Source organism: Niveispirillum sp. GW835-FHT14G11 (genome assembly GCF_058793615.1).
In genome coordinates, this window is sequence record NZ_JBXAFZ010000011.1 from 259,849 (window position 1) to 283,945 (window position 24,097).

General features: G+C 66.3%; 19 protein-coding genes and 1 riboswitch. Of the genes, 5 read left to right on the forward strand and 14 right to left on the reverse strand.

Features of this window, described 5'->3' with window-relative positions; all coding sequences use genetic code 11:
- Window position 1 precedes the first annotated feature (1 nt).
- On the forward strand, window positions 2–3,667 hold the full coding sequence (cobN, locus tag AC1Q7F_RS20955; protein WP_492510477.1) for a cobaltochelatase subunit CobN: 3,666 nt from the start codon (window positions 2–4) through the stop codon (window positions 3,665–3,667).
- On the opposite strand, the gene AC1Q7F_RS20960 is transcribed toward cobN, so the two are convergent.
- Window positions 3,655–4,032: a DUF1636 family protein gene (locus tag AC1Q7F_RS20960; RefSeq protein ID WP_492510478.1), complete on the reverse strand. Its 378-nt coding sequence runs from the start codon at window positions 4,030–4,032 to the stop codon at window positions 3,655–3,657. The genes cobN and AC1Q7F_RS20960 overlap by 13 nt on opposite strands.
- Before the next feature lie 57 nt (window positions 4,033–4,089).
- Window positions 4,090–4,309: riboswitch (cobalamin riboswitch) on the forward strand.
- Between the two features lie 35 nt (window positions 4,310–4,344).
- Here AC1Q7F_RS20960 and AC1Q7F_RS20965 point away from each other — a divergent pair.
- Both AC1Q7F_RS20965 and AC1Q7F_RS20970 read left to right on the forward strand, forming a co-directional pair.
- Complete coding sequence (locus tag AC1Q7F_RS20965) at window positions 4,345–4,950, forward strand: HupE/UreJ family protein (RefSeq protein WP_492510480.1); 606 nt, start codon at window positions 4,345–4,347, stop codon at window positions 4,948–4,950.
- Between the two features lie 172 nt (window positions 4,951–5,122).
- Window positions 5,123–8,299, forward strand: coding sequence for a glycoside hydrolase family 2 TIM barrel-domain containing protein (locus AC1Q7F_RS20970; protein WP_492510482.1), 3,177 nt, complete (start codon window positions 5,123–5,125; stop codon window positions 8,297–8,299).
- A 4-nt stretch (window positions 8,300–8,303) separates the two neighbouring features.
- On the opposite strand, the gene AC1Q7F_RS20975 is transcribed toward AC1Q7F_RS20970, so the two are convergent.
- The 3 genes from AC1Q7F_RS20975 to AC1Q7F_RS20985 are packed head-to-tail and all read right to left on the reverse strand — an operon-like array spanning window position 8,304 to window position 11,644.
- A complete protein-coding gene (locus AC1Q7F_RS20975; RefSeq protein ID WP_492510483.1) occupies window positions 8,304–9,383 on the reverse strand; it encodes a tartrate dehydrogenase in 1,080 nt (359 codons plus the stop codon).
- Window positions 9,380–10,633 (reverse strand): glycerate kinase type-2 family protein, encoded by a 1,254-nt coding sequence (locus AC1Q7F_RS20980; RefSeq protein ID WP_492510484.1) that lies wholly within the window; start codon window positions 10,631–10,633, stop codon window positions 9,380–9,382. Before AC1Q7F_RS20980 ends, AC1Q7F_RS20975 begins: the two co-directional genes overlap by 4 nt.
- Before the next feature lie 6 nt (window positions 10,634–10,639).
- Complete coding sequence (locus AC1Q7F_RS20985; protein WP_492510485.1) at window positions 10,640–11,644, reverse strand: phosphoglycerate dehydrogenase; 1,005 nt, start codon at window positions 11,642–11,644, stop codon at window positions 10,640–10,642.
- Between the two features lie 133 nt (window positions 11,645–11,777).
- On the opposite strand from AC1Q7F_RS20985, the gene AC1Q7F_RS20990 reads away from it, so the two are divergent.
- Window positions 11,778–12,659: a LysR family transcriptional regulator gene (locus AC1Q7F_RS20990; protein ID WP_492510487.1), complete on the forward strand. Its 882-nt coding sequence runs from the start codon at window positions 11,778–11,780 to the stop codon at window positions 12,657–12,659.
- 18 nt (window positions 12,660–12,677) lie between these two features.
- On the opposite strand, the gene AC1Q7F_RS20995 is transcribed toward AC1Q7F_RS20990, so the two are convergent.
- From AC1Q7F_RS20995 to AC1Q7F_RS21035, 9 genes are all read right to left on the reverse strand, one after another.
- Window positions 12,678–13,046 (reverse strand): response regulator, encoded by a 369-nt coding sequence (locus tag AC1Q7F_RS20995; protein WP_492510488.1) that lies wholly within the window; start codon window positions 13,044–13,046, stop codon window positions 12,678–12,680.
- A gap of 33 nt (window positions 13,047–13,079) precedes the next feature.
- Entirely contained in the window at window positions 13,080–13,475 is a 396-nt protein-coding gene (locus AC1Q7F_RS21000; protein ID WP_492510490.1) for a hypothetical protein, read from the reverse strand.
- An 8-nt stretch (window positions 13,476–13,483) separates the two neighbouring features.
- Window positions 13,484–14,329, reverse strand: coding sequence for a TIGR02587 family membrane protein (locus AC1Q7F_RS21005; protein ID WP_492510492.1), 846 nt, complete (start codon window positions 14,327–14,329; stop codon window positions 13,484–13,486).
- A gap of 156 nt (window positions 14,330–14,485) precedes the next feature.
- Window positions 14,486–15,391, reverse strand: coding sequence for a LysR family transcriptional regulator (locus tag AC1Q7F_RS21010; RefSeq protein WP_492510494.1), 906 nt, complete (start codon window positions 15,389–15,391; stop codon window positions 14,486–14,488).
- 65 nt (window positions 15,392–15,456) lie between these two features.
- A complete protein-coding gene (locus tag AC1Q7F_RS21015) occupies window positions 15,457–16,467 on the reverse strand; it encodes a LacI family DNA-binding transcriptional regulator (RefSeq protein ID WP_492510495.1) in 1,011 nt (336 codons plus the stop codon).
- Between the two features lie 417 nt (window positions 16,468–16,884).
- Window positions 16,885–17,355, reverse strand: a complete 471-nt coding sequence (locus AC1Q7F_RS21020; RefSeq protein WP_492510496.1) for a MarR family winged helix-turn-helix transcriptional regulator — start codon at window positions 17,353–17,355, stop codon at window positions 16,885–16,887.
- Between the two features lie 51 nt (window positions 17,356–17,406).
- Complete coding sequence (locus AC1Q7F_RS21025; RefSeq protein WP_492510497.1) at window positions 17,407–18,957, reverse strand: AMP-binding protein; 1,551 nt, start codon at window positions 18,955–18,957, stop codon at window positions 17,407–17,409.
- A 23-nt stretch (window positions 18,958–18,980) separates the two neighbouring features.
- The gene (locus tag AC1Q7F_RS21030) at window positions 18,981–19,793 is read right to left on the reverse strand and encodes a p-hydroxycinnamoyl CoA hydratase/lyase (protein WP_492510498.1); all 813 of its coding nucleotides are present in this window, start codon (window positions 19,791–19,793) and stop codon (window positions 18,981–18,983) included.
- A 27-nt stretch (window positions 19,794–19,820) separates the two neighbouring features.
- On the reverse strand, window positions 19,821–21,281 hold the full coding sequence (locus AC1Q7F_RS21035; protein ID WP_492510499.1) for an aldehyde dehydrogenase: 1,461 nt from the start codon (window positions 21,279–21,281) through the stop codon (window positions 19,821–19,823).
- A 309-nt stretch (window positions 21,282–21,590) separates the two neighbouring features.
- On the opposite strand from AC1Q7F_RS21035, the gene AC1Q7F_RS21040 reads away from it, so the two are divergent.
- Window positions 21,591–22,790 carry an MFS transporter gene (locus AC1Q7F_RS21040; RefSeq protein WP_492510500.1) on the forward strand — a complete coding sequence of 400 codons (1,200 nt, stop codon included), beginning with the start codon at window positions 21,591–21,593 and terminating at the stop codon, window positions 22,788–22,790.
- Between the two features lie 135 nt (window positions 22,791–22,925).
- On the opposite strand, the gene AC1Q7F_RS21045 is transcribed toward AC1Q7F_RS21040, so the two are convergent.
- Complete coding sequence (locus AC1Q7F_RS21045) at window positions 22,926–23,894, reverse strand: GIN domain-containing protein (protein ID WP_492510501.1); 969 nt, start codon at window positions 23,892–23,894, stop codon at window positions 22,926–22,928.
- Between the last annotated feature and the right edge of the window lie 203 nt (window positions 23,895–24,097).

The window sequence follows — 24,097 nt, forward strand, 5'->3', positions numbered from 1 at the left end:
CATGCACCTGCTGCCGACCCGTGAGGTCGATCTGGCGGCACCGCCGGCGGCCGAGGATCTGGAACAGAGCCCGGCCACCCTGGTGCTGCTGTCCTTTTCCAGCAGCGATCTGGCCCTGGCCGCCGCCGCGTGGCGGCGGGAGCGCCACCGGCTGCCCGACCTGCGGCTGGCCAGCCTGTCGCGGCTGGGCCATCCACTGTCGGTCGATCTCTATCTGGAAAAGGTAGTGACCGGGTCGAAGCTTGTGATCCTGCGGCTGAATGGCGGGGCGGGATACTGGCGCTATGGCCTGGAACGGCTGGCCCAGACCTGCCGCCGGCAAGGGGTCATGCTGGCGGCCCTGCCGGGGGAGGATGCGGCCGATGCAGCGCTGGACGCGGCCGGTACCGTGGCGCTGTCGGCCGCGCGTCAGCTCTGGTCTTATTTCCGCGAGGGCGGCATCGACAATGCCGCCCATATGCTGGCCTTTGCCGCCAGCCTGACGGGGCATGACGCCGAGTGGCGGCCGGCGGCGCCACTGCCCCGCTTCGGCCGCTACATGGGATGGTCGGGGGCGGTGGCAGCGGAGGCGCCGCCCGTGGCGCTGGTCTTCTACCGCTCCCACCTGCAGGCCGGCGATGTGGAGCCCATGCATGCCATGGCCGATGCGCTGGCCGCGCGCGGTTTGGCGCCGCACCTGTTCCATGCGACCAGCCTGAAGGATGCGGCGGCGGGCTCTTGGCTGGCCGGCGAACTGGCGCGGTTGCGGCCGGTCGTCGTGTTGAACGCCACCGGATTTTCCGCCATCGCAACCGGCGCCGATGCCTCCCCCCTGGATGCAGCCGATGTGCCCGTTCTGCAGATGGTCCTGTCCATCGGGACCCAGGCCGCATGGCGGGCGGGGGTGGCCGGGTTGGGGCCGGCGGACATGGCGATGAATATCGTGCTGCCGGAGATGGACGGGCGTTGCCCTGGCCCGGCCGTCGCCTTCAAGGCCGAGGCATTGTACGATCCCGATCTTCAATATGCACCGGTGGTCAGCCGGCCGCTGCCCGACCGGATCGATGCTCTGGCCGACCGGGCAGCGGCGTGGGCCCGGTTGGCCCGCACGCCGCGGGCGGCACGGCGGCTGGCGCTTGTCTTGTCCAACTATCCGGGACGGGGTGGTGTGGGCTATGCGGTGGGGCTGGATACGCCAGCCAGCGTGCACGCCATCCTGGCGGCGCTGGGGGAAGCGGGATACGACGCAACACAAGCGCCGGACGGGATGATGGCGATGCTGGCCGGCCCGCTGCCAGACGGGGCCGCGCTGTCGCTGGATGATTATCGCGCCTTGGCGGGCAATGGTGCGCGCGACCGGATCAGCGGTGAACGGGGCGGGGAGGATCGGGACCCGTTATTCGTTGGGGACGAATTCCGGTTCCCTGTCATCCGCTGCGGCAAGGTGCTGGTGGCGGTACAGCCCTCGCGTGGGCATGGGCCCCTGTCCAGCAGCCAGCATCACGCACCCGATACCCCGCCCAGCCATGGCTATCTGGCGTTTCATCTGTGGCTGCGTCACCGCATCGGCATCCATGCCATGGTGCAGGTGGGGGCGCATGGCACGCTGGAATGGCTGCCGGGCAAGGCGGTGGCGCTGTCGGCCGATTGCTGGCCGGAGGTGGCACTGGGGCCGGTGCCCTGTCTCTACCCGTTCGTGCTGAATAATCCGGGTGAGGGCGTGCAGGCCCGCCGCCGCCTGGGTGCGGTGCTGGTCGGTCATCTGCCGCCACCGCCGATGCCGGCCGGGCTGCATGGCGATCTGGCGGCCCTGGAACAGGCGCTGGACGAGTTCGCCCAGGCCGCCAGCCTGGCCCCGCGCCGCCTGCCGCCCTTGCGCGACCGCATCCTGGAACTGGCCTGGGCAACAGGTCTGGCGGCCGATCTGGGCTTCACACCCGATGCCGATCCCGATGCCATGCTGACCCGCCTGGATGCACATCTCTGCGATATCAAGGATATGCAGATCGGTGACGGGCTGCATGTGTTCGGCCGGCGGCAGGAGGCCAAGGGCGAGGCGCGGTTGCTGGCGGCAATTGCCCGATTTACGCGCGGGCGGGGGGAGGGGGCCGATGCCGCCCTGCCACCGGCTCTGGCGTTGGACATCCACTTGACCGACGATGTCGGGGCATTGATGTCGGTCCCGCCGGAGACAGTTTGGACTGGGTCGATCCCAGCAGCGTTGGGCGCCTGGGTGGAGGGTGTGCCCCCGACCTGCGGCCGGGTACGGGCGGCATTGGACAGGCTGGCGGCAGCATTGCTGGACGGCACTGTCCCACCATATCCCGGCTGGAGCCGTGTGCCTGGCATCCTGGCCGGGCTGCGCGAACGGATCGCACCGCGCATCGCCGCCAGTGCCGGGGCGGAGATCGCGGCGCTGCTGGCGGGATTGGATGGGCGCTTCGTGCGGCCGGGGCCGGGCGGGTCGCCGTCGCGCGGCCGGGCCGACACACTGCCCAGCGGGCGCAACCTGTTCGCGTTGGACCCGCGCGCCGTGCCCACGCCGACGGCCTGGGCCCTGGGCTGGAAGGCGGCGGATGCGGTCCTGACCCGGCATCTGCAGGATCAGGGCGACTGGCCGACGCGGCTGGTTGTGGATTGCTGGGGCAGTCCGACGCTGCGCACGGGCGGGGAGGAACTGGCGCTGGCCCTGGCATTGCTCGGCGTGCGGCCCTGCTGGGAGGGGGCGTCGGGCCGGGTGACGGGGATGGAGGTGCTGCCGGCGGGCGTGCTGGGCCGCCCGCGGGTGGATGTCACCCTGCGCATTTCCGGCCTGTTTCGGGACATGTTCCCTCAGCAATTGGCCCTGTTCGACCGCGCGGTGGCGGCCGTGGCGGCGCTGGCGGAGGGTCCGGACGTCAATCCGCTGGCCCTGCATGTGCGGCGGGAGGCGTTCGACCTAATGGCGTCCGGCCTGCCCGGCCCGATCGCGGAGCGTCATGCGGCGGCCCGCATCTTCGGGGCTGCCCCTGGCGCCTATGACGGGGCCGTCGGCGCGCTGATCGCCAGCGGCGACTGGCTTGACCGGTCGCAACTGGGCGCGGCCTATCTCGACGGTTCCTGTCATGCGTATGCACAGGGGCTGGACGGCGTGCCGCTGCCCCTGCAATGGCGACGGCGGGTCCAGGACAGCGACGCCCTGGTCCATGCCCAGGATCATCGCGATACCGATATCCTGAACAATGACGGCATGGTCGGGTTCGAGGGCGGGTTCGCGGCGGCGGCGGCCAGCCTGGGCGTCGAGCCTGCGCTCTATCACCTTGATAGTTCGGACTCCGAAATTATAACGGTGCGCACCCTGGCGGAGGAGACGGCGCGAACTTTGCGCGGGCGGGTGGTCAATCCGCGCTGGATCGCCGCCATGATGCGCCATGGCTATGCCGGGGCGGCGGAGATGGCAGTGGCCGTGGACAGTGCCTTCGCGCTGGCGGCTTTGGCTGGGGCCGCGCGGTCCCACCAGTTCGATCTGTTGTTCGACGCCTATGTGGCCGATGGGGCCGTGGCGGATTTCCTGCGGGCAGAGAACCCGGCGGCGGCCGGACACATTGCCATGCGGCTGGAGGAGGCGATGCGTCGTGGCTTCTGGCACTCGCGCCGCAACAGCACCGGTGCGGAGTTGGCGAGGCTGATGGTGGGTTACGACGGCTGAAGCGGTGGCAGGCGGGCAATCAGCCCCTTCTTCAGCGCCGGTGGTCTTGTGGCCCAGGGCAGCAGCCCGTCCCCCGATGCGGCCAGCAGGCGGGCAGCGGCCAACAGGTCGGCCGGCCCGGTGACGGGATCGACCTCCCCGAACAGGTACTGCCACCGACCAGGACATTGCAGGGCAGCCGAGGGGCCGTGATTGCAGTTGCCCAGGCAATCCACCACCTGCACCGCCACATCGGCGGGCTCTATCGCGCCCATGCCAACGGCAAGAACGGCGCCCGGGCGCGGGTCGGTTGCCAGATCGGGGTTGGTCCCCCGGCAGGACCGGCAGACGGAAACCGTGGGACGGGGGATGTTCGGGTCTGTCATAGGGCGGCAATAGACCGATGGCAGTCCTGCTTGTCAACCATGCGGGGGCGGGTCCATAGTGCCGCCGCTTCCAACGGTTGCCGGTTTCAACACCGGCATGAAAAGGGAACGCGGAACGGGACGGACCCCATCCAACCCTCTAGCCGCGGCTGCCCCCGCAACTGTGAGCGGCGAGCGTTCGATCCATCATGCCACTGGTCCCGTTCGGGATCGGGAAGGCGGATTGGGCGCGTGGTCAGCCGCAAGCCAGGAGACCTGCCGGTGGAACCATAGCCATGACCGTCCTCGGAGGGAGGACGCAAAGGAGGAAGTATGTCGCTTCTGTTCCGCCGCGCCACGGCCTGCGGCGCCGCATTGCTCACCACCAGTCCGGCCTTCGGGCACCATATGATGGATGGCGAACTGCCCGCCACCTTCACCCAAGGGCTGCTGTCCGGCCTTGGCCACCCGGTCATCGGGCCGGACCATCTGGCCTTCATCCTGGCGGCCGGGTTGGCGGTTGCCGTTGCCCGTCTGCCACTGATGCTGCCGGTGCTATTCGTGGCGCTGTCCTGCCTGGGCGTGGGCGTGCATGTTGCCGGCATGAACCTGCCGGCGGCAGAGATCGTCGTGGCTTTGTCTGTGCTGGTTGCCGGTGGCGCGATCGCCAGCGGCCGGACTCTGCCGGTGGCGGCCTGGGCCGGGCTGTTCGCCCTTGCCGGCCTGTTCCACGGTTATGCCTATGGTGAATCGATCTTCGGGGCCGAAGCGACGCCGGTCGCCGCCTATTTGCTGGGGCTGGCGGTGATCCAGTCGGTTATCGCCGTTGGGACAGCGTTGCTGCTGCGCCACCGCGCCTGGATCGCCGGCGCGCTGCCACGCTTGCTGGGCGGGGTTGTGGCGTTGGTTGGGTTGGCGGCACTGGCCGGTCAGGTCTGACCGGCGGGTCTGTGCCGCGCGGCTGCCGGACCCGAGCGGCACAGACCCTTCACAACCGCGACCACCGCGCCGGCCCTCACCACCTGCGGTTCGCCAATCATTTTTGTTGCCAAAAATTATCATACTAATCATACCCAGGTAACGATCTCAGATAATAAATTGGGGGGAGACGATGTCGCGTTCCGCTGTCCTGTCTGGTCTGGCCCTGGCCGTCGGTTTCGCCAGCAGCACCTTTGCGGCGCCGGAGCCCAAAGTGGCGACCGTGCAGGTCGATCCCTCCCGCCCCGATTGGGAGAACCCGGCCGTCAATGAACGCGGCCGCCTGCCGGCCAGCGCCACGATGTTCCCGTTCGAAACGCGCGAAGCCGCTTTGGCGGGCGACCGGGCGGCATCGACGCGGCATTTGTCGCTGGACGGGCTGTGGAAGTTCCATTTCTCCCCTTCCGCCCTGGCGCTGCCCACCGGGTTCGAGAAGCCGGATTATGATGTTTCCACCTGGAAGGACATCAAGGTGCCGGCCATGTGGCAGGCAGAGGGATACGACCATGCCCGCTATAACAACGTCATCTACCCGTTTCCACCCAACCGGCCGCTGATCCCGCATGAGATGAATACGGTCGGCTCCTACCGCCGAGATTTCGATCTGCCGGCCGGCTGGGACGGGCAGGATGTCATCCTGCATATCGGTGCCGCCGGTGCTGCCTATGATGTCTGGGTCAACGGGCAGAAGGTGGGCTATGCGGAGGACAGTAAGCTTCCCAGCGAATTCGACATCACCCGCTTCCTGAAGCCCGGCCGCAACATGGTGGCGATGCAGGTCTTTCGCTGGTCCGACGGCTCCTATCTGGAGGATCAGGATTTCTGGCGCGTGTCGGGGATCGAGCGCTCGGTCCGGCTGGTCGCGGTACCCAAGACCCGCATCCGTGACCTGTTCGTGCGCGCCGGTCTGGACAAGGACTATCGCGACGGAACCCTGTCCGTCGATGTCGCCGTCACCCCGTCGCAGCAGGCGGCCACCGCTCGCCTGACCCTGCTGGGCGACGGCCGGGAAGTGCTGGTGAAACAGGTGAAGATCGGGGCCGGCAACAAGGAAAGATTGGTCACCCTGACCGCTACCGTGCCGGGGGTGAAACCATGGACGGCGGAAACGCCGAACCTCTACACCGCCCTGGTCGAGTTGCTGGATGCGCAGGGCCGCGTGCTGCAGGCCACACCGCAGCGCATCGGCTTCCGCACGGTGGAGATCCGCAATAGCCAGGTGATGGTCAATGGCAAGCCCATCACCATTCGCGGGGTGAACCGGCATGAGCATGACCCGGAGACGTTCCACGTCATTTCCGAGGAAAGCATGCGGCGCGACATCGAACTGATGAAGCAGAACAATTTCAACGCCGTCCGCACCTCCCACTATCCCAACGATCCGCGCTGGTACGAACTGGCCGACGAATATGGTCTGTATGTCATGGGCGAGGCGAATATCGAGAGCCACGCCTATATGGACTATGCCAACAAGAACCCCGAATTGCGGGAGAAGCTGCAAATCGGCTTCGATCCCGCCTGGGACCAGGCCCATATCGACCGTGTCGTGAACATGGTGGAGCGGGACAAGAATCACCCCTCCATCATCTTCTGGTCGCTGGGCAACGAGGCCGGGATCGGCCCGGCCTTCGAGAAAGCCGCCGCCGCTGTGCGCAAGCGCGATCCGGGCCGCCTCATCTCCTATCTCGGCTGGGGCACGCTGGACTGGGACCACCGGCCCAACGCCTATGTCGATATCTACGCGCCCATGTATGACGATATCGAGAAGATGGTGGACTGGGCCACCAACCCGGCCAATACCCAGCCGATGATCCAGTGCGAATATACCCATATGCAGGGCAATTCCGGCGGCAATTTCAAGGATTACTGGGATGTGATCTACCGCTATCCGGACAAGCTGCAGGGCGGCTTCATATGGGATTGGGTGGATCAGTCCATGTATCGCTATACCAAGGATGGAAAGCGCTATTGGGGTGACGGTGGCGAATATGGCCCCAATCCAGGCGGCGATATCGAATTCGGCGATGGCCTGATCCAGCCCGACCGCACGCTCAATCCCCACCTGTATGAGGTGACCAAGGTCCAGTCACCCATCGGGTTCGAAGGTTTTGAGCCCGCCACCGGCCGCGTCACGGTGCTGAATCGCCATGATTTCCGCGACCTGTCGGGCTTCAGCTTCGACTGGGTGGTGGAGGCCGATGGTTCGCCGCTGGCCAAGGGGGAGATGGAAATGCCCGCCGTTCCCGCCCGCGGCCAAGCGGTGATCACGTTGCCGCTGCCCAAGGTGAAGCCGGCGCCGGGGGTGGAATATCTGGTCACCGTCCGGGTTCGCACGCGGGATGGTGCCGTTCCCCTGGTGCCCGCCGGTCATGTGGTCGGGTGGGAGCAGTTCACCCTCACCACCTCTCCGGCGAATGTCACCGCACGGTCGGGCAAGGTCGCCCTGGACCAGCGTGATGGGGAGGTACGCCTGTCCGCCGCCGGTGCGGAACTGGTGATCGACCGGGCCACCGGTCTGGTGAAACGCTATGGCAAGGATGGGCGCACGCTGCTGACCGGCGGGTCGCCCAACTTCTTTCGTGCCGAAACCGACAATGACACCGCCACCGGCACCGTGGCGCAGCAGCGCGGCTGGAAACGGATGACGGAAGCCCGCGACGTGCGCACCATCGCCGCCACCCGGCAGGGCGACGCTGCCATGGTCCGCGTCGATCATGGGTTGGGGGCGGGGGCGGTACGCTTTGCCACCACCTATATGATGGAAGGCGATGGGTCGGTGCTGGTGACGGGCGAACTGACGCCGCTGAAGGACGATCTGCCGCCGCCGGTGCGCGTCGGCCTCTGGTACAGCACCGCTGACAGTCTGAAGGATGTGCGCTGGTACGGGCGCGGGCCGCATGAAAGTTATGTCGACCGCAAGACATCCGCCGCCATTGGCCTGTGGCAGGGGGCTTTGGCCGACCAGAACCATGATTACATGCGGCCCCAGGATACGGGCAACAAGGTGGATGTGCGCTGGCTGGAACTGTCGGGCGGCGGGGCTGGCCTGCGCGTCACCGGTGACAAGCCTTTGATGATGAATGCGCTGGCCTTTCCCTATACCGACCTCTACCGCCGGCCGCCCGGCACCTGGAAATCCAGTGACATCGTTCCCCATGGCGACGGCACGCTGCTGGTCGATGCGGTGCAGTGGGGCGTGGGCGGGGATACGACCTGGAACCATGTCGGCCAGCCGCATGGCCCGTACCGCACGAAGCTGGAGCCGACGCGCGTGTCCTTCCGCATCGAACCGGTCGTGAAGACGCCCTGACCCGTCAATTCCCCAGCGCGTCCACGATCGCCTTACCGCATCCGCGCGTATCGGCGGGACCGCCCAGGTCGCGGGTGCGGTATTGCGGCTGGGCCAGCACATCCTCGATGGCCTTCAGCACCATGGTGGCCGCCTTCGTCTCCCCCAGATGGTCCAGCATCAGGGACGCCGACCAGATCTGCCCCACCGGATTGGCGATCCATTGGCCGGCAATGTCGGGGGCCGAGCCGTGGACCGGCTCGAACAGTGACGGAAAGCGCCGTTCGGGGTTGATGTTGGCGGCGGGTGCGATGCCGATGGTGCCGGTGCAGGCCGGGCCCAGGTCCGACAGGATATCGCCGAACAGATTGGAGGCGACGACCACGTCGAACCAGTCCGGATGCTGCACGAAATGCGCGGTCAGGATGTCGATATGGTACTTGTCCCAGCGGATGTCGGGATAATGCCTGGCTATGGCCTCCACCCGTTCATCCCAATAGGGCATGGTGATGGAGATGCCGTTGGATTTGGTGGCGGACGTCAGGTGCTTCTTGGGACGGCGCTGGGACAGGTCGAAGGCGTATTTCAGGATGCGATCCACGCCCACGCGGGTCATCACCGTTTCCTGCACTACCACTTCCCGCTCTGAATCCGGGAAGATGCGGCCGCCGATGGAGGAATATTCACCCTCGGTGTTCTCCCGCACAACATAGAAATCGATGTCGCCGGGTTGGCGCCCGGCCAGCGGGCTGGGCACGCCGGGCATCAGCTTCACCGGCCGAAGGTTCACATACTGGTCGAATTCGCGGCGGAACTGGATCAGCGACCCCCACAGCGAGACATGGTCGGGCACCGTTTCCGGCCAGCCGACGGCGCCGAAGAAGATAGCGTCATGCAAGCCGATCCGCTGCTTCCAGTCGTCGGGCATCATCTTGCCGTGCCGCAGGTAATAATCGCAGCTGGCGAAATCGAAATGGTCGAATTCAAAGCCGATGCCGCATTTGGCGGCCACCGCCTCCAGCACGCGCAGGCCTTCGGGCACGACTTCCTTGCCGATGCCGTCGCCGGGGATCACGGCGATGCGGTGAGTATTGGATTTGCTCATCGGGGTTCTGGCTCCTCTATCAGGATGGCGCGGAAATCATTGACGTTGGTCAGGGTGGGGCCGGTCACCAGCAGGTCGCCGGTGGCCTGGAAGAAGCCGTAGGCGTCGTTGGCGTGCAGATAGGCGTCGGGCCGCTGCGACCCGGCGCGGGCCAGGGTGTCGGCATCGATGATGGCACCGGCATTATCCTCGGTCCCGTCGATGCCGTCGGTATCGGCGGCGATGGCCGTGATGCCGGTCATGTCCGCCAGCCCGTTCAGCAGGCCCAGCAGGAACTCCCCGTTGCGGCCGCCGCGCCCGTTGCCCTTCACGGTGACGGTGGTCTCCCCACCCGACAGCAGGACGCAGGGCGGCCTGACCGGCTGGCCATGGGCCAGGACCTGCCGGACGATGCCGGCATGCACCAGCCCGACGGTGCCTGCCTCCCCCTCGATGGCGTTGCCCAGGATCAGGGGCGTATAGCCGGCCTTGGCCGCAACCTTGGCCGCCGCCGCCAGCGCCGTCTGCGCCGAAGCGACAATGGTGAAGCGGCTGTTCGGCAGGGCCATGAGGGCCCTGCGTCCGGGACCTTCCAGCCAGGATCGGATGCTGGCCGGAATATCCAGCCCGTATTTGGCGATGATCGCCAGCGCATCCTGCGGTGTGGACCCATCCGTCACCGTCGGGCCCGACGCGACAATGGCTGCATCGTCGCCGGGCACGTCGGAGATGATCAGGGTCTCCACCCGCGCCGGGCTTGCCGCGGCGGCCAGTCTTCCGCCCTTGATCAGGGACACGTGGCGGCGCACGCGGTTCATCTCCGCGATGCTGGCGCCGGAGCGCAGCAGGGCGCGGGCCAGGGCCTGTTCATCGGCCAGCGACACGCCGTCCGGCAGGGCCGGCAGCAGGGCCGACCCGCCGCCGGAGATCAGGCAGAGGACGAGGTCATCCGCCGTCAGGCCGGACACCGCCGACAGGAGGGCGCGTGCCGCCGCCACCCCTGCCTGGTCGGGAACGGGGTGGGCCGCCTCCAGCGCCTTGATGCGGTCGCAGGGTACGGCATGGCCGTAGCGGGTCACGACGACGCCTTCGATCTTCCCCGGCCAGTGCCGCTCCACCGCCTGGGCCATGGCAGCCGCCGCCTTGCCAGCGCCGACAACGATCGTCCGCCCCCTGGGCGGGGGTGGCAGGTGGAGCGGGACGCAGCGATGGGGCAAAGCGCTTCCCACCGCGGCATCGAACATGGCGCGCAGCACATCCCGTTGTTGCATGATCGGTTATTTCCGGCGCCCGTCCGCGACGATACATTCGGCGGCGGGATCTCCGCCATCCAGCACCGCGACCACCGACCGCGCCGCCACCATGTTGGTACGGTCCAGCCCCTCGCGCGAGGACGCGGCGGAATGGGGCGTGGCGATGACGTTGGGCAGGTCGATCAGCGCCTGGGTCACCGGCTTGCATGCCGGATCGGCCTCGCTCAGATACACATCCAGGCCGGCCCCGGCGATCCCGCCCGATTGCAGCGCCTTCAACAAAGCCTCATCATCCACCAGCCCGCCACGGGCGGCGTTGATCAGGAAGGCAGTGGGCTTCATCTTTGCCAGGGCGTCGGCACCGATGATGAAACGTGTGTCCGGGGTCAGCGGCGCATGCAGGCTGACATAGTCGCTGCGGGTCAGCAATTCGGCCAGATCGACGCGCTTGATGCCGGCCTCAGCCTCATAGGCACTGTCGGGGGTGCCGCCACAGGTCAGGATTTCCGCCTCGAACCCGGTGAGGCGCTTCACCAGGCTTTTGCCGATGCGGCCCAGGCCGATGATACCCACCGTCTTGCGATAGAGGTCGCTGCCCAGCAGGATCGACCAATTGCCCTTGATCATCTGTTCCTGGGTCTGGCGGAACCGGTGGCCCACAGCCAGCATCAGGGCGATCGTATGGTCGGCGACCGATTCATGGTTGCCGCCCACGGCGATGCAGACCACCTTGCCCAGATCGCGCGCCGCCGCCAGATCGACCCGGTCATAGCCGACGCCACGACGGGAGATCACCTTCAAGTCCGGCAGGTCCGCCATCAGTTCGCGCGTCACCCGTGCATGGCCGACGATCCAGCCCGCCGCCCCCGCCAGAATGTCCCGCAACTCCACATGGGTCAGGTTGCCATCGGCCTGACCGGGGGGCAGGTCCGCCTGGATCACCGCGCACCCGGCGCCTTCCAGATAATCGATGGTGGCCTGATCGAAAAAACGTTGGGTGACGACGACGCGCCGGTTTCCTGTTGCCATTTCCGCTTCCCCATCGCCGAACTTCTCAACCTTACCTACCGGCCATCGCCGCTTACAGCCAATTCGCAGTTCGCATGAATCCATGCGTCCGATATAGTCGCCCGCACGGAAGGTTCCCGTTATCGAGTGGGTCATGGATAGCGACTGGCTTGTGGATTTCCTCGCCCTTGTCGATTGCGGCGGCTTCTCGCGTGCCGCCGAACAGCGGGCGGTCAGCCAGCCCAGCTTCAGCCGGCGCATCCGGTCGCTGGAGGATTGGGTGGGTGCCACCCTGGTCGACCGCAGCACCCACACCATGCGCCTGACGCCGGCCGGGGAGCGGTTCAAGGCGGTGGCGGAGGAAACGCTGCGCCGCCTGCATCTGGGGCGGGAGGAGGTGCGGGCCCTGTCGCGGGCGTCGGTGGAAACCCTGCGCTTCGCCGCCACCCATGTCCTGTCGCTGACCTTCTTTCCGGCCTGGCTGGGCCGGCTGGAGGCCGAGGCACCCACCCATGCCAGCGTCGAACTGACCGCCGATAACATGGTGGCGTGCGAGCGCATCATGGTCGAAGGCCGGGCGCAGTTCCTGCTGTGCCACCATCATGAGGCGGCGGCCACCAGGCTGGGGTCGGATTTCCGGTCGGTGCGGCTGGGCGGGGACATGCTGCTGCCCGTCATGTCGCCCAAACTGGCCGAGATCGCGGATATCGCCAGCGCCCCGCATCTCTGCTTCACGGCGGAATCCGGTATGGGACGCATCCTGGCCGCCGACCGGGCGGCCAAGGGGCGGCCGCCGTCCCCACAGCCGGTCTTCACCTCCCATCTGGCCAGCGTCCTGACGGCGATGGCCAGGGATGGCAGGGGTGTGGCCTGGACGGCGCTCAGCCTGGTGGCCGACGATCTGGCCGCCGGTACCCTGGTCCGTGCTGCCCCGCCGGGCGACGACGTCCCCATGGAGATCCGGCTCTGGCGCCCCAAGGCGCGGCAGGCGCCGGTGGCAGAGGCGCTGTGGCGCCGCATCGTGATGTCCGGATAGGTTCCACTGTCGGGCAGGTCACCTGTTGCCGGCCAACGCCGCCACTGCGGCCAGCAGTTCGGCTTGCGCGACGGGTTTGGCCAGCCAGATCCGATCCCGGTGCCGGTCAGGCAGGGCGTCGCGACCATGGCCAGTGGTGAACAGGAAAGCGATGCCACGGGCGGCGAGGGCGTCGGCGGCCGCGTCGCTACGGTTTCCGCGCAGGTTGACATCCAGGATGGCCAGATCAATGCCGCCTTCATCGGCCAGCGCCACAGCGGCCTCAACGGTAGCGGCCGGACCCAGCACCTCGGCCCCTTGCTCCCGCAGCATATCCTCTGTGTCCATGGCCAGCATTGGCTCGTCCTCCACCAGCAAAACACGCAGGCCCTTCAGGTTCTTCGTCATGCGTGAACCGCTCCCGTTTTCCGTGCTGTCGCCTTACGGTTCCGTATAGCCGCCGATCTGGATATTGACGGAACCGGGCTGAACCGCCTGTGGGAAATGGAACATGCCTCGCCGCACGGCATGGGCGGCGACATAGTCCAGCACGAACTGCTTGTCGACCTTATCACTTGCGGGTGACATCAGGTTGGCGTTCACGGTCACCCCGGCTGCCGCCTCGTCACCACGATTGACGACGGTAACCGTCACCAGGGTGCCATTGTCCAGTTGTTCTATCCGCTCGATGGAAACCGCCAGGTCAACCTGGCCAGCTTCAGCGAAAAGGGCCTGATAGCCCAGGAAACACACGAGGCATAGTACAGCCAGGGCTGAAGCCAGCCCGAAGCACCATTCGATTGCCGGTCTGTCAAGATGATCGGCCGGTTTGTCCATTCCACACCTCACAGGATCAGTCGGGCCGCCGCGGCACCGATGGCAGACGGGAAGCCCAGAACGACCATGGCCATGACCATCGCTTCCGCCCCCATTCCATCGGTGCTGCCGAAGACCCAGAGCAGGAAAAGGCTGATGGCCAGCGCGATGACGTAGCCGGGCAAGGTGAAACGGACAAAGGCGCTCCAGCGCGGTTCGCCCGGCGTGATTTTCGATCCGCCGGCAAAACCGACCGCGAACACGAAGCCATGCATCAGCATCAGGGACAGGACCACCAGGGCCAGCGCATGCAATTCCGACATCTGGTAGGAGATCAGCAGCATCTCCTCCGTCGGGGCAAGATTGAACCCCAGGAACAATGCGCCGATCCCCATCAGGAATAGTTCACCCCCATAGGTTTCCTTGCGGTCCGCTATATCGTCTGCATCATCTGCGGCGGCGCCGAATTCGCTTTTCGCCAGCAGCGCGCCGATGGCGGCCGGTACCATCTGCACCATGATCTTTCCGGCGATCTCCTCCGACGGCGTTTCGGCCTCGATGGTGCCGAACAGCAGCAGCAGGATGGCGCAGATGATGGCGGCCACACCCAGGGCGATCAGGCTGTCGATGATGTCGTCACGCAGGCAGGTGGTCTGCGCAAAGCCGATATGGCGCGCCAGCAGCACCAGCACCGGGAATATGGCGACGAACAGCAGCAGCAACCGCGTCCGGTCCATGGCCACCCCCAGCCACCACATCTCCATGGTCATCAGCATGGGCAGCGAGAACACCAGCGCACCACCCGCAGCCCGCCCGACATCCCGCATCGCCTGGCTGATTGCGTCTTTCTGATGCTTGTGGAGGCGGTCTGGCACGATGGCGTTTTCTCTCTTGCATCACGGAAACTGGGGTTCGCCGGTATAGAATGTCTGGACCTCCCCCTTGGGCGAGGTACTCCATGACGGCGCTTACCCCCTAAAATGCCGTCGGAGGACCGATGTTCCATTGGTCGCCAGAAAAACGCTTCCGGTTCAGCCGTTTGAAAGCTCCTGCGCCACCTCGGCGACCAGTGCCCGCAGCCAGCGGTGGGCCGGGTCATGGCGATAGCGGACATGCCAAGCCATCTCCACCGGAAACGTGCCCAGATCGACGGGCGCCGGCACCACCTTCAGCCGCTGATCACGCGCCAGATGGCGACAGATCAGCCGGGGCAGCGTGGTGCAATAATCCGTGACCGCGATCAATTCCGGGATGGCCAGGAAATGCGTGACGGAAACCACCACCTCCCGGTGCAGCGCCTGGCGTTCCAATGCCTTGAACAGGCCATAGCGCAGCCGGCCCGGCGGCAGCATGTTCACATGCTTCATCCGCTCATATTGTTCGCGCGTCAGCACGTCGCCAACCTCCGGATGGTCGGCCCGCACGACGCAGGCCAAACCGTCATCCATGATGTGCTGCACGACCAGATTGTCGGGCGGATCGACGATGCGGCCCAGCACCATGGAAGTGCTGCCGGAAATGACGCCGGTATCGGCCAGATCGGTACCAAACGGGGTCAATCGCAGCTTGATGCCGGGCGCCCGTTCGCGCAGCCGCGCCACAACCACCGGCATCAGTACGAATTCCACATAGGAATTGGGGGCGATGGTGACCAGCAGGTCGGCCTTTGCCGGATCGAAATCCTGCTGGCCCAGGATGACATCATCGATGGTGGCCAGGGCCGCCGCGATCACCGGCGCCAGTTCCAGTGCCTTTTGCGTCGGCTGCATGCCATAGCGTTCACGGATGAACAGCGGATCGCGCAGCATGGTGCGCAGGCGGGTCAATGAATTCGACAGGGCCGGCTGCGTGATGCCCAGCCTTTCCGCCGCACGGGTCACGTTGCGTTCCTCCATCAAGGCGATGAAGGTCGGCAGAAGGTTCAGGTCATAGCGCATGCACCCATGATTTCATGCGAATACCTGAAATCAAGAGAAATAAATCTGCCAAATATATGGAACGGTCAGCGCGGTGCGGGGCCGCTGGATTCCCCCACGACAAGCGTCAGCGGCTGGTGCAGTTCCCGCGTTACCGGCGGGTCAAGATCCTCGATCATGTTGATCAGCCAGGTGGTGGCTAGTTGAGCCATGTCGCCCAGGGGGCGGTGCACGGTGGTCAGCGCCGGTGTCAGCATCTCCGCCAGCACGCTGCCGTCAAATCCCACGACGGACAGGTCTTGGGGAACGGAAATGCCACGGGCTGCGGCAGCCTTCAGCACACCGGCCGCCATCACATCGTTGGCGGCGAAAATGGCGGTGGGGGCGGGGTCCATCGTCAGCAACCTGTGGGCAGCCACGACACCGGAATTGAAACCGTAATCCCCCTCAACCTCTCCGGTCAGCCCCTGGCCGGCTTCCAGCAGGGCTGAAACGAAGCCGGAGCGGCGTTCGCGGGCCGAATGGGCGGCGGCCGGGCCTGAAACCAGGGCAATGCGCGTATGTCCCAGTCCGATCAGGTGGCGCGCCACATCCGCCGCCGCCGCCCGCTCGTCAGGGACCAGGATGCCGGCGAAACCCTTCAACTTGGTGGGAGACAGCGCCATTGTCGGAACCTTTGCCGCGGATAGCGCCTCAGGCAGCCCGGCCACTGTTGAAACCGGCGACAACACAACCAATCCATCCACCCGCGACCGGTTCACGAAATCAAGTACGTCGTGGATGGAGCTTTCATTGGCTGTGGGGGTGGGATGGATGACAATTTCATACCCGCGACGGGTGGCCTCCCGCACCATGCCCCGTTGCACGCTGTCCAGGACCAGGGCGTTATGGTCGTTATGCACCATGCCGATCAGGAAGGACCGGCCCGTTGCCAGCCCCCGTGCCCGCGCACTGGGCCGGAAACCCAGCGCCTCGATCGCGGCTTCAACCCGTTCCTGGGTCAGGGCATTGACCTTTGTAGAACGGTTCAGCACCCGCGAAACGGTGCGGATCGAAACACCTGCCCGTTCGGCAACATCGTTAATGGTTATATCCACAGTATTTTCTCAGTCCCGCAGACTTATATAACATTGCGAATACTGCCTACCCGAAGACGAGCAAGTCAGCATTTGATAGGCCGATCCCGATGCCATGGCAAGCAGCCCGTGATGGGGCCTTCGCCATCTCCATAACGAGGCTGAATGTATTTCCCGCGTCGCAATTGCCATGTCCCAATATATGGATAAAGGACAACCTTCCGCAGTCCAACTGGCGGGACATTGTCGTCATGTCCGCCTTCGTCGGGGAGGGAGGTGGGCAAACAGTGGTAAAAAGGTGGAAGGTCCCCCTGCGCACCGGCCAGTTGCCGGTGGTTGGCGCACCGATGCCAAGAGTACTGGATACCGGCCCCCTGATGGGGCCTGGCTTGTCACCGGGATGACGAAGCGCGTGCTTCCATTCACACCGGCTGCGCTTCAACCCTCAGCGTCGCCGTCGCCGCCCGCCAGCTTGAACCCGTCCAGCAGGGCCAGCATGGCACCGCGCCCGGCGGGGCCCAGCGGGGCGGTCAGTTCCTGTTCATAGGCGTCGTGGCGGGCCTGGATTTCCCGCATGCGGTCCTGGCCATGGTCGGTCAGGTGCAGGCAATAGGACCGGCGGTCGGCGGAGGAGGGGGAGCGGACCAGCAATCCACGCCCCTCCAGCCCGTCCAGCAAGGGGACAAGGTTGGCGCGCTTAAGCCCCAGCGCGTCGCTGATCTGCGACTGGCTGAGGCCGGGATTGTCGCGGATCACCGTCAGGATGGCGAACTGGGTGGGACGGATGTCGAATTCGGCCATGAACTGCGTGAACAGGGTGAAGGCGGCGATCTGCGCCCGGCGCAGCCGGTAGCCCACCGATCCCTGCAGCGCCGAAAGATCGATGCCGTTGCGTTCCCGTTCATCCATGCCGCCTACTCCACCCCAGTGATCCGTCTGCCGGTGCAACCTATCGCCATGTCATCCGGATTTCGAGGGATTCGTGTCGTCCAGGGCCTGTTGGCGCAGCAGATGCTTCTGCACCTTGCCCGACCCGGTGCGCGGCAGGCTGGCGGTGATGATCACACGTTGCGGCCGCTTGTAGCGGGCGCAACGCCGGTCCAGATGCGCCAGCACCTGCTCCGGCGTCACGACATGGCCGGCGCGCGGCACGATATAGGCCCAGCCGACCTCGCCCCAGCGCTCGTCCGGCATGCCGATCACCGCCACTTCCGCCACGCTGTCCAGTTCCAGCACGGCTGCTTCCACTTCCGCCGGATAGACGTTCTCCCCGCCGGAGATGAACATGTCCTTCTTGCGGTCCACCAGATAGTAGAAGCCGTCGCCATCGCGCCGGGCGGCATCGCCCGTGCGCAGCCAGCCATCCTGCTGCGCCAGCGTGGGCAGTTCGGGCCGGTTCCAGTATCCGGGCGACAGGTTGGGGCCGTTGATCCAGATTTCACCCACGGCGCCGTCCGGCACGTCGCGGCCGTCATCATCCACCAGTCGCAGGCGCAGGGTGGGACCGGGAATGCCGGCGGACCCGGCCTTGGACAGGATGCGGGCGCGGTCGGTGATGGGCATGCCCAGGACGGTTCCCGCCTCGCTCATCCCATAACCGTCGGCGATGGTGATGCCGTCATCGCTGTAGCGCTGGATCAAGGCGGCGGGCATGGGCGCGCCACCGGTACACAAGGCCACCAGCCGGCGCAGGCGGGCGGGATCATAGTCCGGATGCTGGCGCAGGGTCTGCGCCATCTGCGGCACGCACATATAATGGGTGACACCCAGGTCCGGGTCCGACAGGCGGGCCAGCGTCACCGCCGGATCGAACCCGCGCGACAGCAGCAGCGTCGCCCCCTGGGTCAGCGGCGTGCGCACCATGGTGACCAGCCCCACCACATGGAACAGCGGCATGTCGCAGAGCACGACGCTGTCGGCCGTCACCCGGTTCATCAGGCTGAAATTGACAGTGGTGGCGAACAGATTGCCTTCCGTCAGCAGGGCCCCCTTGGGCCGGCCCGATGTGCCGGAGGTGTAGAGCAGGGTGGAGGGCCCGTAGGCGGGTTGCGGCGCGGCCGGTGCCGCCGGTTCGCGTGCGGTCCACGCCGCCTCCGCACCTGTCAGGTCCAGCACCTGCGTATCCGTCCCGTCCGCTGCCTGCCGTGCGGTTTCCAGGAATTCCGCGTCGGCCAGCAGCAGGGTGGGGGTGGCGTCCGTCACCTGGAAAGCCAGTTCCGCCACCGTCAGGCGCCAGTTCAGCGGCACATAGACGGCACCCGTCCGCGCGGCGGCCAGATGCAGCACCGGCATGGCGGCATCGTTGCGACCCAGGACGGCGATGCGTTGGCCGGCCGGATCGCCCAGCCGCTCCACCAGCCAGGCACCACACCGGTTCACCGCCGCATCCAGGGCGGCGTAGGTGAAGCACCGGCCGCTGGCCAGGTCCACCATGGCTGGCTTGTCCGGCTGTGCCGCGGCCTGGAAGGCCAGCGGATCGGGTGCGGGCAGGAAAGGGAAGGGCGCGTTCATAGCGGATGGCTTTCCTGCTGCTTCTACCGCTTATAAGCGCCCAGGCCGGGCTTGTAGCTCTTCTCGTCGATGAACTGGCGGATGCCTTCCTTGCGGCCGTCATTGTCGTAGGAATTGGCCGCCTCCTGCGCGCGGACCAGGAAGTCCTCGGCATTGTCATAGGTCATTTCCTTGACCCGGCGCACGGCATCCTTGGTAGCCTTCAGCGCCACCGGGTTCTTTTCCAGCAGCACCTTGGCGATTTCCGTCACCCGGTCCTTTAGCTGAGCCAGCGGCACCGCCTCGTTCACCAGACGCCATTCGGCGGCCTTCTTGCCGTCGATGGCCTCGCCTGTCATCGCATGGTACATGGCGTCGCGTAGGGGCATCAGATCGACCACCACCTTGGTGGCGCCGCCGCCCGGCAGGATGCCCCAGTTGATCTCCGACAGGCCGAACTTGGCCTCTTCCGCCGCGATGGCCAGATCGCAGGAATAGAGCGGGCCGTAACCGCCGCCAAAGCACCAGCCATTGACCATGGCGATGGTCGGCTTCTGGTACCAGCGCAGGCGCCGCCACCAGCCATAACTCTCCCGCTGGGCCTGACGCGTGGCGCCCAGGCCCTTTTCCTCCGTCTCGCGGAAATATTCCTTCAGGTCCATGCCGGCCGACCAGGCCGTGCCCTCACCCGACAGGACCAGGACGCCGACATCGTCCCGGAATTCCAGTTCGTCCAGAACCTCCATCATGCGGCGGTTCAGGGTCGGGCTCATGCAATTGCGCTTTTCCGGGCGGTTGAAGCGGACCCAGGCGATGCCATCAACGACATCGAACGCGACAGTGTCTTCGGTGCTCATGCTGTTCTTCCTGAAAGGGGAATATCATCAGATGGGGAAATGGCCCGGCAGCGTTTCCAGCGTGATCCAGCGCAGTTCGGTGAATGCATCGATACCGGCCTTGCCGCCGAACCGGCCATAGCCGCTGTCCTTGACGCCGCCGAACGGCATCTGCGCCTCGTCATGGACGGTGGCACCGTTGACATGGCAAATGCCGGATTGGATGCGCCGGGCCAGACGCAGGCCGCGTGCCGCGTCCCGGGTGAAGATGGCGGCCGACAGGCCGTACTCGGTATCGTTGGCGGTGCGGATCGCCGCATCCTCCCCGTCCACCCGCACGATGGTGGTGACGGGGCCGAAGCTTTCCTCGGCATAGATGCGCATGGCGGGCGTGACATGGTCCAGGATGGCGGCCGACATCAGCGTGCCGCTGGTCGGCGTCGGCTGATACAGCTTGGCCCCCTTGGCAACGGCATCGTCGATCAGGGCCTGGATGGTCGTCACCGCATGCGGATCGACGACGGAACCCAGCGGCGTCTTGCCCTCGCGCGGGTCACCGGCCACCAGGGTGGCGGCCTTGGCGGCGAATTTTTCGACAAATGCGTCGGCGACCTTGCTGTCCACCACGATGCGTTCGGTGGACATGCAGATCTGGCCGGAATTGAAGAAGGCGCCGAAGGCGGCGGCCTTCACCGCCTCGTCCAGGTCGGCATCGTCCAGCACCACGAACGGCGCCTTGCCGCCCAGTTCCAGCAGGACCGGCTTCAGGTTACGGCCGGCCCGCTCGGCGATGATGCGGCCAACGCGGGTGGAACCGGTGAAGTTGATGCGGCGGACGGCGGGATGGTCGATCAGGGCGCCGACGATCGCGCCGGCATCTTCCGGGGCGTTGGTGATGACATTGACCACACCTGCCGGAAAGCCGGCATCGGCCAGCGCCGCGCCAATCAAGGCATGGGTGCGGGGGCACAGTTCCGACGCTTTCAAGATCACGGCGTTGCCGCAGGCCAGCGCCGTGGCGACGGCGCGCACGCCCAGGATGACCGGGGCGTTCCAGGGTGCGATGCCCAGGATCACGCCCACCGGTTGGCGCATAGCCATGGCGATGCAGCCGGGCTTGTCGGACGGTATGACCTCCCCGTTGATCTGGGTGGTCAGCGACGCCGCCTCGCGCAGCATGGAGGCGGCAAGGGTGACGTTGAACCCGGCCCAGCCGGCGGTGGCCCCGGTTTCCTGCGCCATGGCGGCGATGAAGTCGGGCATGCGGGCGACCAGCGCATCGGCCGCCTTCACCAGCAGGGCGCGGCGCGCGTTGGGGCCGGTTTCCGACCAGGCGGGGAAGGCGGCAGCCGCCGCGTCGGCCGCGGCCTGCGCATCGGCGACGCTGGCGGATGCGGCCGTGCTGGCCACCCCGCCGGTCAGCGGGTTGCGGCGGGTGAAGCTGCGCCCGTCGGCGGCCGGACGCGTTGTGCCGCCGATCAGCAGGGCGGCATCAAGATGGGTGCTCATGCGCAATTCCTCCCGGATGGGGCCGTTCCGGCCGCTATTAGTTATGTTATATAACATATCTGTTGCCGCTGCAAGGGTAGATCGACGGCGGCCGGATCATCTCTCTCAGCCTTCAGCGGAAGCAGCAAGCTGCCGGTTCCGCCTTCCGCCTGGGACGGTAAGCCCGTGGTGGACGGGTGAGACAGATTTTAACCGTCAATTCCAACCCTTGTCCAATTTAATGATTATGATCGATAACAAGAATCTGTATGATGCCATCCGACATCATGCAAGCCCCCGCGACGAGGGGCGTGAAACGGGAGGTTACCCATGGGCGCATCGGCCCAGACTGTGCCACGCGGCCGCGTCACGCTGTTGCTTTGCTTCTTCATCGCGCTGTTGGAAGGGTTCGACATCCAGGCCATCGGCGTCGCCGCCCCCTATCTGATTCCGCAGTTGGGCCTGTCGCCCGGCCAGGCGGGATTGGTGTTCGGGGCCGGCATGGCGGGCCTGGTTTGTGGCGCCGTCACCGGCGGCTGGCTGGCCGACCGGATGGGGCGCAAGGGCCTGCTGATGGTCTGCGTGGCCATTTTCGGCCTGTTCACCCTGGCCACGCTGGTCGCGACGGGTCCCGTATCCCTGGGCGTTTACCGGTTCCTGGCCGGGGCCGGCATGGGAGCCGCCATGCCCAGCCTGGTGGCCGTGGCGCTGGAGATCGCACCACCGGAACGGCGCACCCGCACCATCACCCTGATGTTCGCCGGCATGCCGGCGGGCGGGGCGCTGGCCGCCCTGTTCGCGGCCGGGTTCCTGGAGCGGTTCGGCTGGCATTCCATCTTCCTGGCGGGGGGCGTGCTGCCCATCCTGCTGCTGCCGGCCATGCTGCGGCTGATGCCTGACATCCGTTCGGCCAACGCCGCGGGTGCCGAGCGGCCAGGTGCGGTACAGGCGCTGTTCGGGGAAGGTCGGCTGCTGATCACGCTGCTGGCTTGGTTCACCTTCGGCATGACCCTGCTGGTGCTGTATCTGATGCTGAACTGGTTGCCGTCGCTGGTGGCGGCCAAGGGGCTGGGCGGGGTTGGCGGAGCTGGTGCCGCCTTCGCTTTCAATGCCGGCAGCGTCGTGGGCGCCTGGGGCATCGGCATCCTGGTCGATCGGCTGGGGCCCCGCATCCCCATCATGGCGGCATATCCATGCCTGGCGCTGGCCATGTTCGGTCTGGCGGGGGCGGAAAGCCTGGTGCCCGTGCTGATAATGGCAGGGCTGGCCGGGTTCTTCCTGCTGGGGGCGCAATATTCGCTTTATGGGGTGATCCCGCTCTATTATCCGGGTGCGGTGCGCGGGTTGGCCACCGGTGCCGCCATCGCTGTGGGGCGTGTGGGGTCCATCGCCGGGCCGCTGGTGGCGGGCCATCTGCTGGGCCAAGGCTGGGGGCCGGCCGGGGTTGCCATGGCCATGGTGCCCGTCGTCCTGGCCGCCGGCCTGTCGGCGGGGATCATGACCGTCCGGGGACGCTATCTGGATAGCTGAGGGAAGATCAAAGACGAAAATGAATGAAGGCGGGAATCGCCTTGGCATAGAAGAACCCGGTGGTTTGGTGATGCCTGGCTCCCCGTTCAAAACGGGGAGCCAGGCGCTCCGACGCTCCCTGGATGGTGTCCGGCGTCAGGAACCCTGGATGCGGATGGTGCCGCTCCCCGTTTGCTTTTGCGACACCGTGCCGGATACCTGACGCACATCGATGGTGCCGCTGCCGCTGGTCGACAGTTCGGCCCTGTCCGCAGTAGCGTCGATGCGGGCATCGGCGCTGCCGTGGGAGGTGACCTGCAGGCTGCCGATGCGGCCATTGCCGATGGAGACGCCGCCATCGCCCGACGTGCGGATCTTGACGCTGGGCGCCTGGATCGACCCGACCTTCAGCCCGCCCGATCCTGATGCGTCGAAAGACAGTGCGCCGTCCAGGTTCTCGACACGGATGGCGCCCGACCCTCTGGTCTCCAGGTTTGCGGCACCGGCCGCGGCCACCGCGACCCCGCCGGACCCGGACAGGTCGATCTCCAGGGACCCGATCGTGCCGCCGATCAAAACGTCGGCACTGCCCGACGCGCGGATCGTGGCCGGCTTTCCGGCCATCTCTCCTATTGCTGCCCCGCCGGAGCCGGACAGGGAGACGTCAAGCGGCCCGGCCACACGCTCGGCCTTCAGACCGCCGGAACCGGACAGGCTCAGGTCCAGCCGGTCCACCGGCACCGTGACCCGATAATCGCCGCTGCCACCATCGCGCACCGACAGGTCGCTGCCGGCCGGCATTGTGATGGTCAGGCGCAGGGTTTCCTGCTTGCGGCTGCGGGAGAAGGGGCAGCGCTCCCCCTGCTTCGTCACCTTGACCCTGTTGCCGCTGCTGGCGACGGACAGGGCGTCGATCTCCTCCTGATGGTCGGCGGTGGCGCTGACGCTGATCTCGCGGACGGAGGAAGCGGGGACGATATCAACCTGCCGGGCGCAAGGGGTTGACACTTCCAGCGAGCCGCCGGCCAGGGTCCAGGATTTCTCCGCCGCCGCCACGGGCAGGGCGACCAGCGCCGACAGCAGCACCAGGGAACCCCGGGTGACAGCGCGTGATTTCTTCTCCATGGGACGGACTCCTGAATATGCCGATGATATAGGCTTGGATAGTGCTCCATGGGTCAGTGCAATGGACAGGTCCATTTCCGGCCGGGAAGCCGGCGCCTGACGGGAAACGACCATGAAAATATCCCCTTGACCTTGCCATGATGGGAAGGTTCAGAAAGGGGGGACGTTATCCGGAGACCGGCCTTTGGGGCCGGAAGGGGTTT

Excerpts from the sequence above, each read along its gene's own strand:
- cobN (WP_492510477.1), top strand. The coding sequence starts at position 2 with ATGCACCTGCTGCCGACCCGTGAGGTCGATCTGGCGGCACCGCCGGCG.
- AC1Q7F_RS20960 (WP_492510478.1), bottom strand. The coding sequence starts at position 4,032 with ATGACAGACCCGAACATCCCCCGTCCCACGGTTTCCGTCTGCCGGTCC.
- AC1Q7F_RS20965 (WP_492510480.1), top strand. The coding sequence starts at position 4,345 with ATGTCGCTTCTGTTCCGCCGCGCCACGGCCTGCGGCGCCGCATTGCTC.
- AC1Q7F_RS20970 (WP_492510482.1), top strand. The coding sequence starts at position 5,123 with ATGTCGCGTTCCGCTGTCCTGTCTGGTCTGGCCCTGGCCGTCGGTTTC.
- AC1Q7F_RS20975 (WP_492510483.1), bottom strand. The coding sequence starts at position 9,383 with ATGAGCAAATCCAATACTCACCGCATCGCCGTGATCCCCGGCGACGGC.
- AC1Q7F_RS20980 (WP_492510484.1), bottom strand. The coding sequence starts at position 10,633 with ATGCAACAACGGGATGTGCTGCGCGCCATGTTCGATGCCGCGGTGGGA.
- AC1Q7F_RS20985 (WP_492510485.1), bottom strand. The coding sequence starts at position 11,644 with ATGGCAACAGGAAACCGGCGCGTCGTCGTCACCCAACGTTTTTTCGAT.
- AC1Q7F_RS20990 (WP_492510487.1), top strand. The coding sequence starts at position 11,778 with ATGGATAGCGACTGGCTTGTGGATTTCCTCGCCCTTGTCGATTGCGGC.
- AC1Q7F_RS20995 (WP_492510488.1), bottom strand. The coding sequence starts at position 13,046 with ATGACGAAGAACCTGAAGGGCCTGCGTGTTTTGCTGGTGGAGGACGAG.
- AC1Q7F_RS21000 (WP_492510490.1), bottom strand. The coding sequence starts at position 13,475 with ATGGACAAACCGGCCGATCATCTTGACAGACCGGCAATCGAATGGTGC.
- AC1Q7F_RS21010 (WP_492510494.1), bottom strand. The coding sequence starts at position 15,391 with ATGCGCTATGACCTGAACCTTCTGCCGACCTTCATCGCCTTGATGGAG.
- AC1Q7F_RS21020 (WP_492510496.1), bottom strand. The coding sequence starts at position 17,355 with ATGGATGAACGGGAACGCAACGGCATCGATCTTTCGGCGCTGCAGGGA.
- AC1Q7F_RS21025 (WP_492510497.1), bottom strand. The coding sequence starts at position 18,957 with ATGAACGCGCCCTTCCCTTTCCTGCCCGCACCCGATCCGCTGGCCTTC.
- AC1Q7F_RS21030 (WP_492510498.1), bottom strand. The coding sequence starts at position 19,793 with ATGAGCACCGAAGACACTGTCGCGTTCGATGTCGTTGATGGCATCGCC.
- AC1Q7F_RS21035 (WP_492510499.1), bottom strand. The coding sequence starts at position 21,281 with ATGAGCACCCATCTTGATGCCGCCCTGCTGATCGGCGGCACAACGCGT.
- AC1Q7F_RS21040 (WP_492510500.1), top strand. The coding sequence starts at position 21,591 with ATGGGCGCATCGGCCCAGACTGTGCCACGCGGCCGCGTCACGCTGTTG.
- AC1Q7F_RS21045 (WP_492510501.1), bottom strand. The coding sequence starts at position 23,894 with ATGGAGAAGAAATCACGCGCTGTCACCCGGGGTTCCCTGGTGCTGCTG.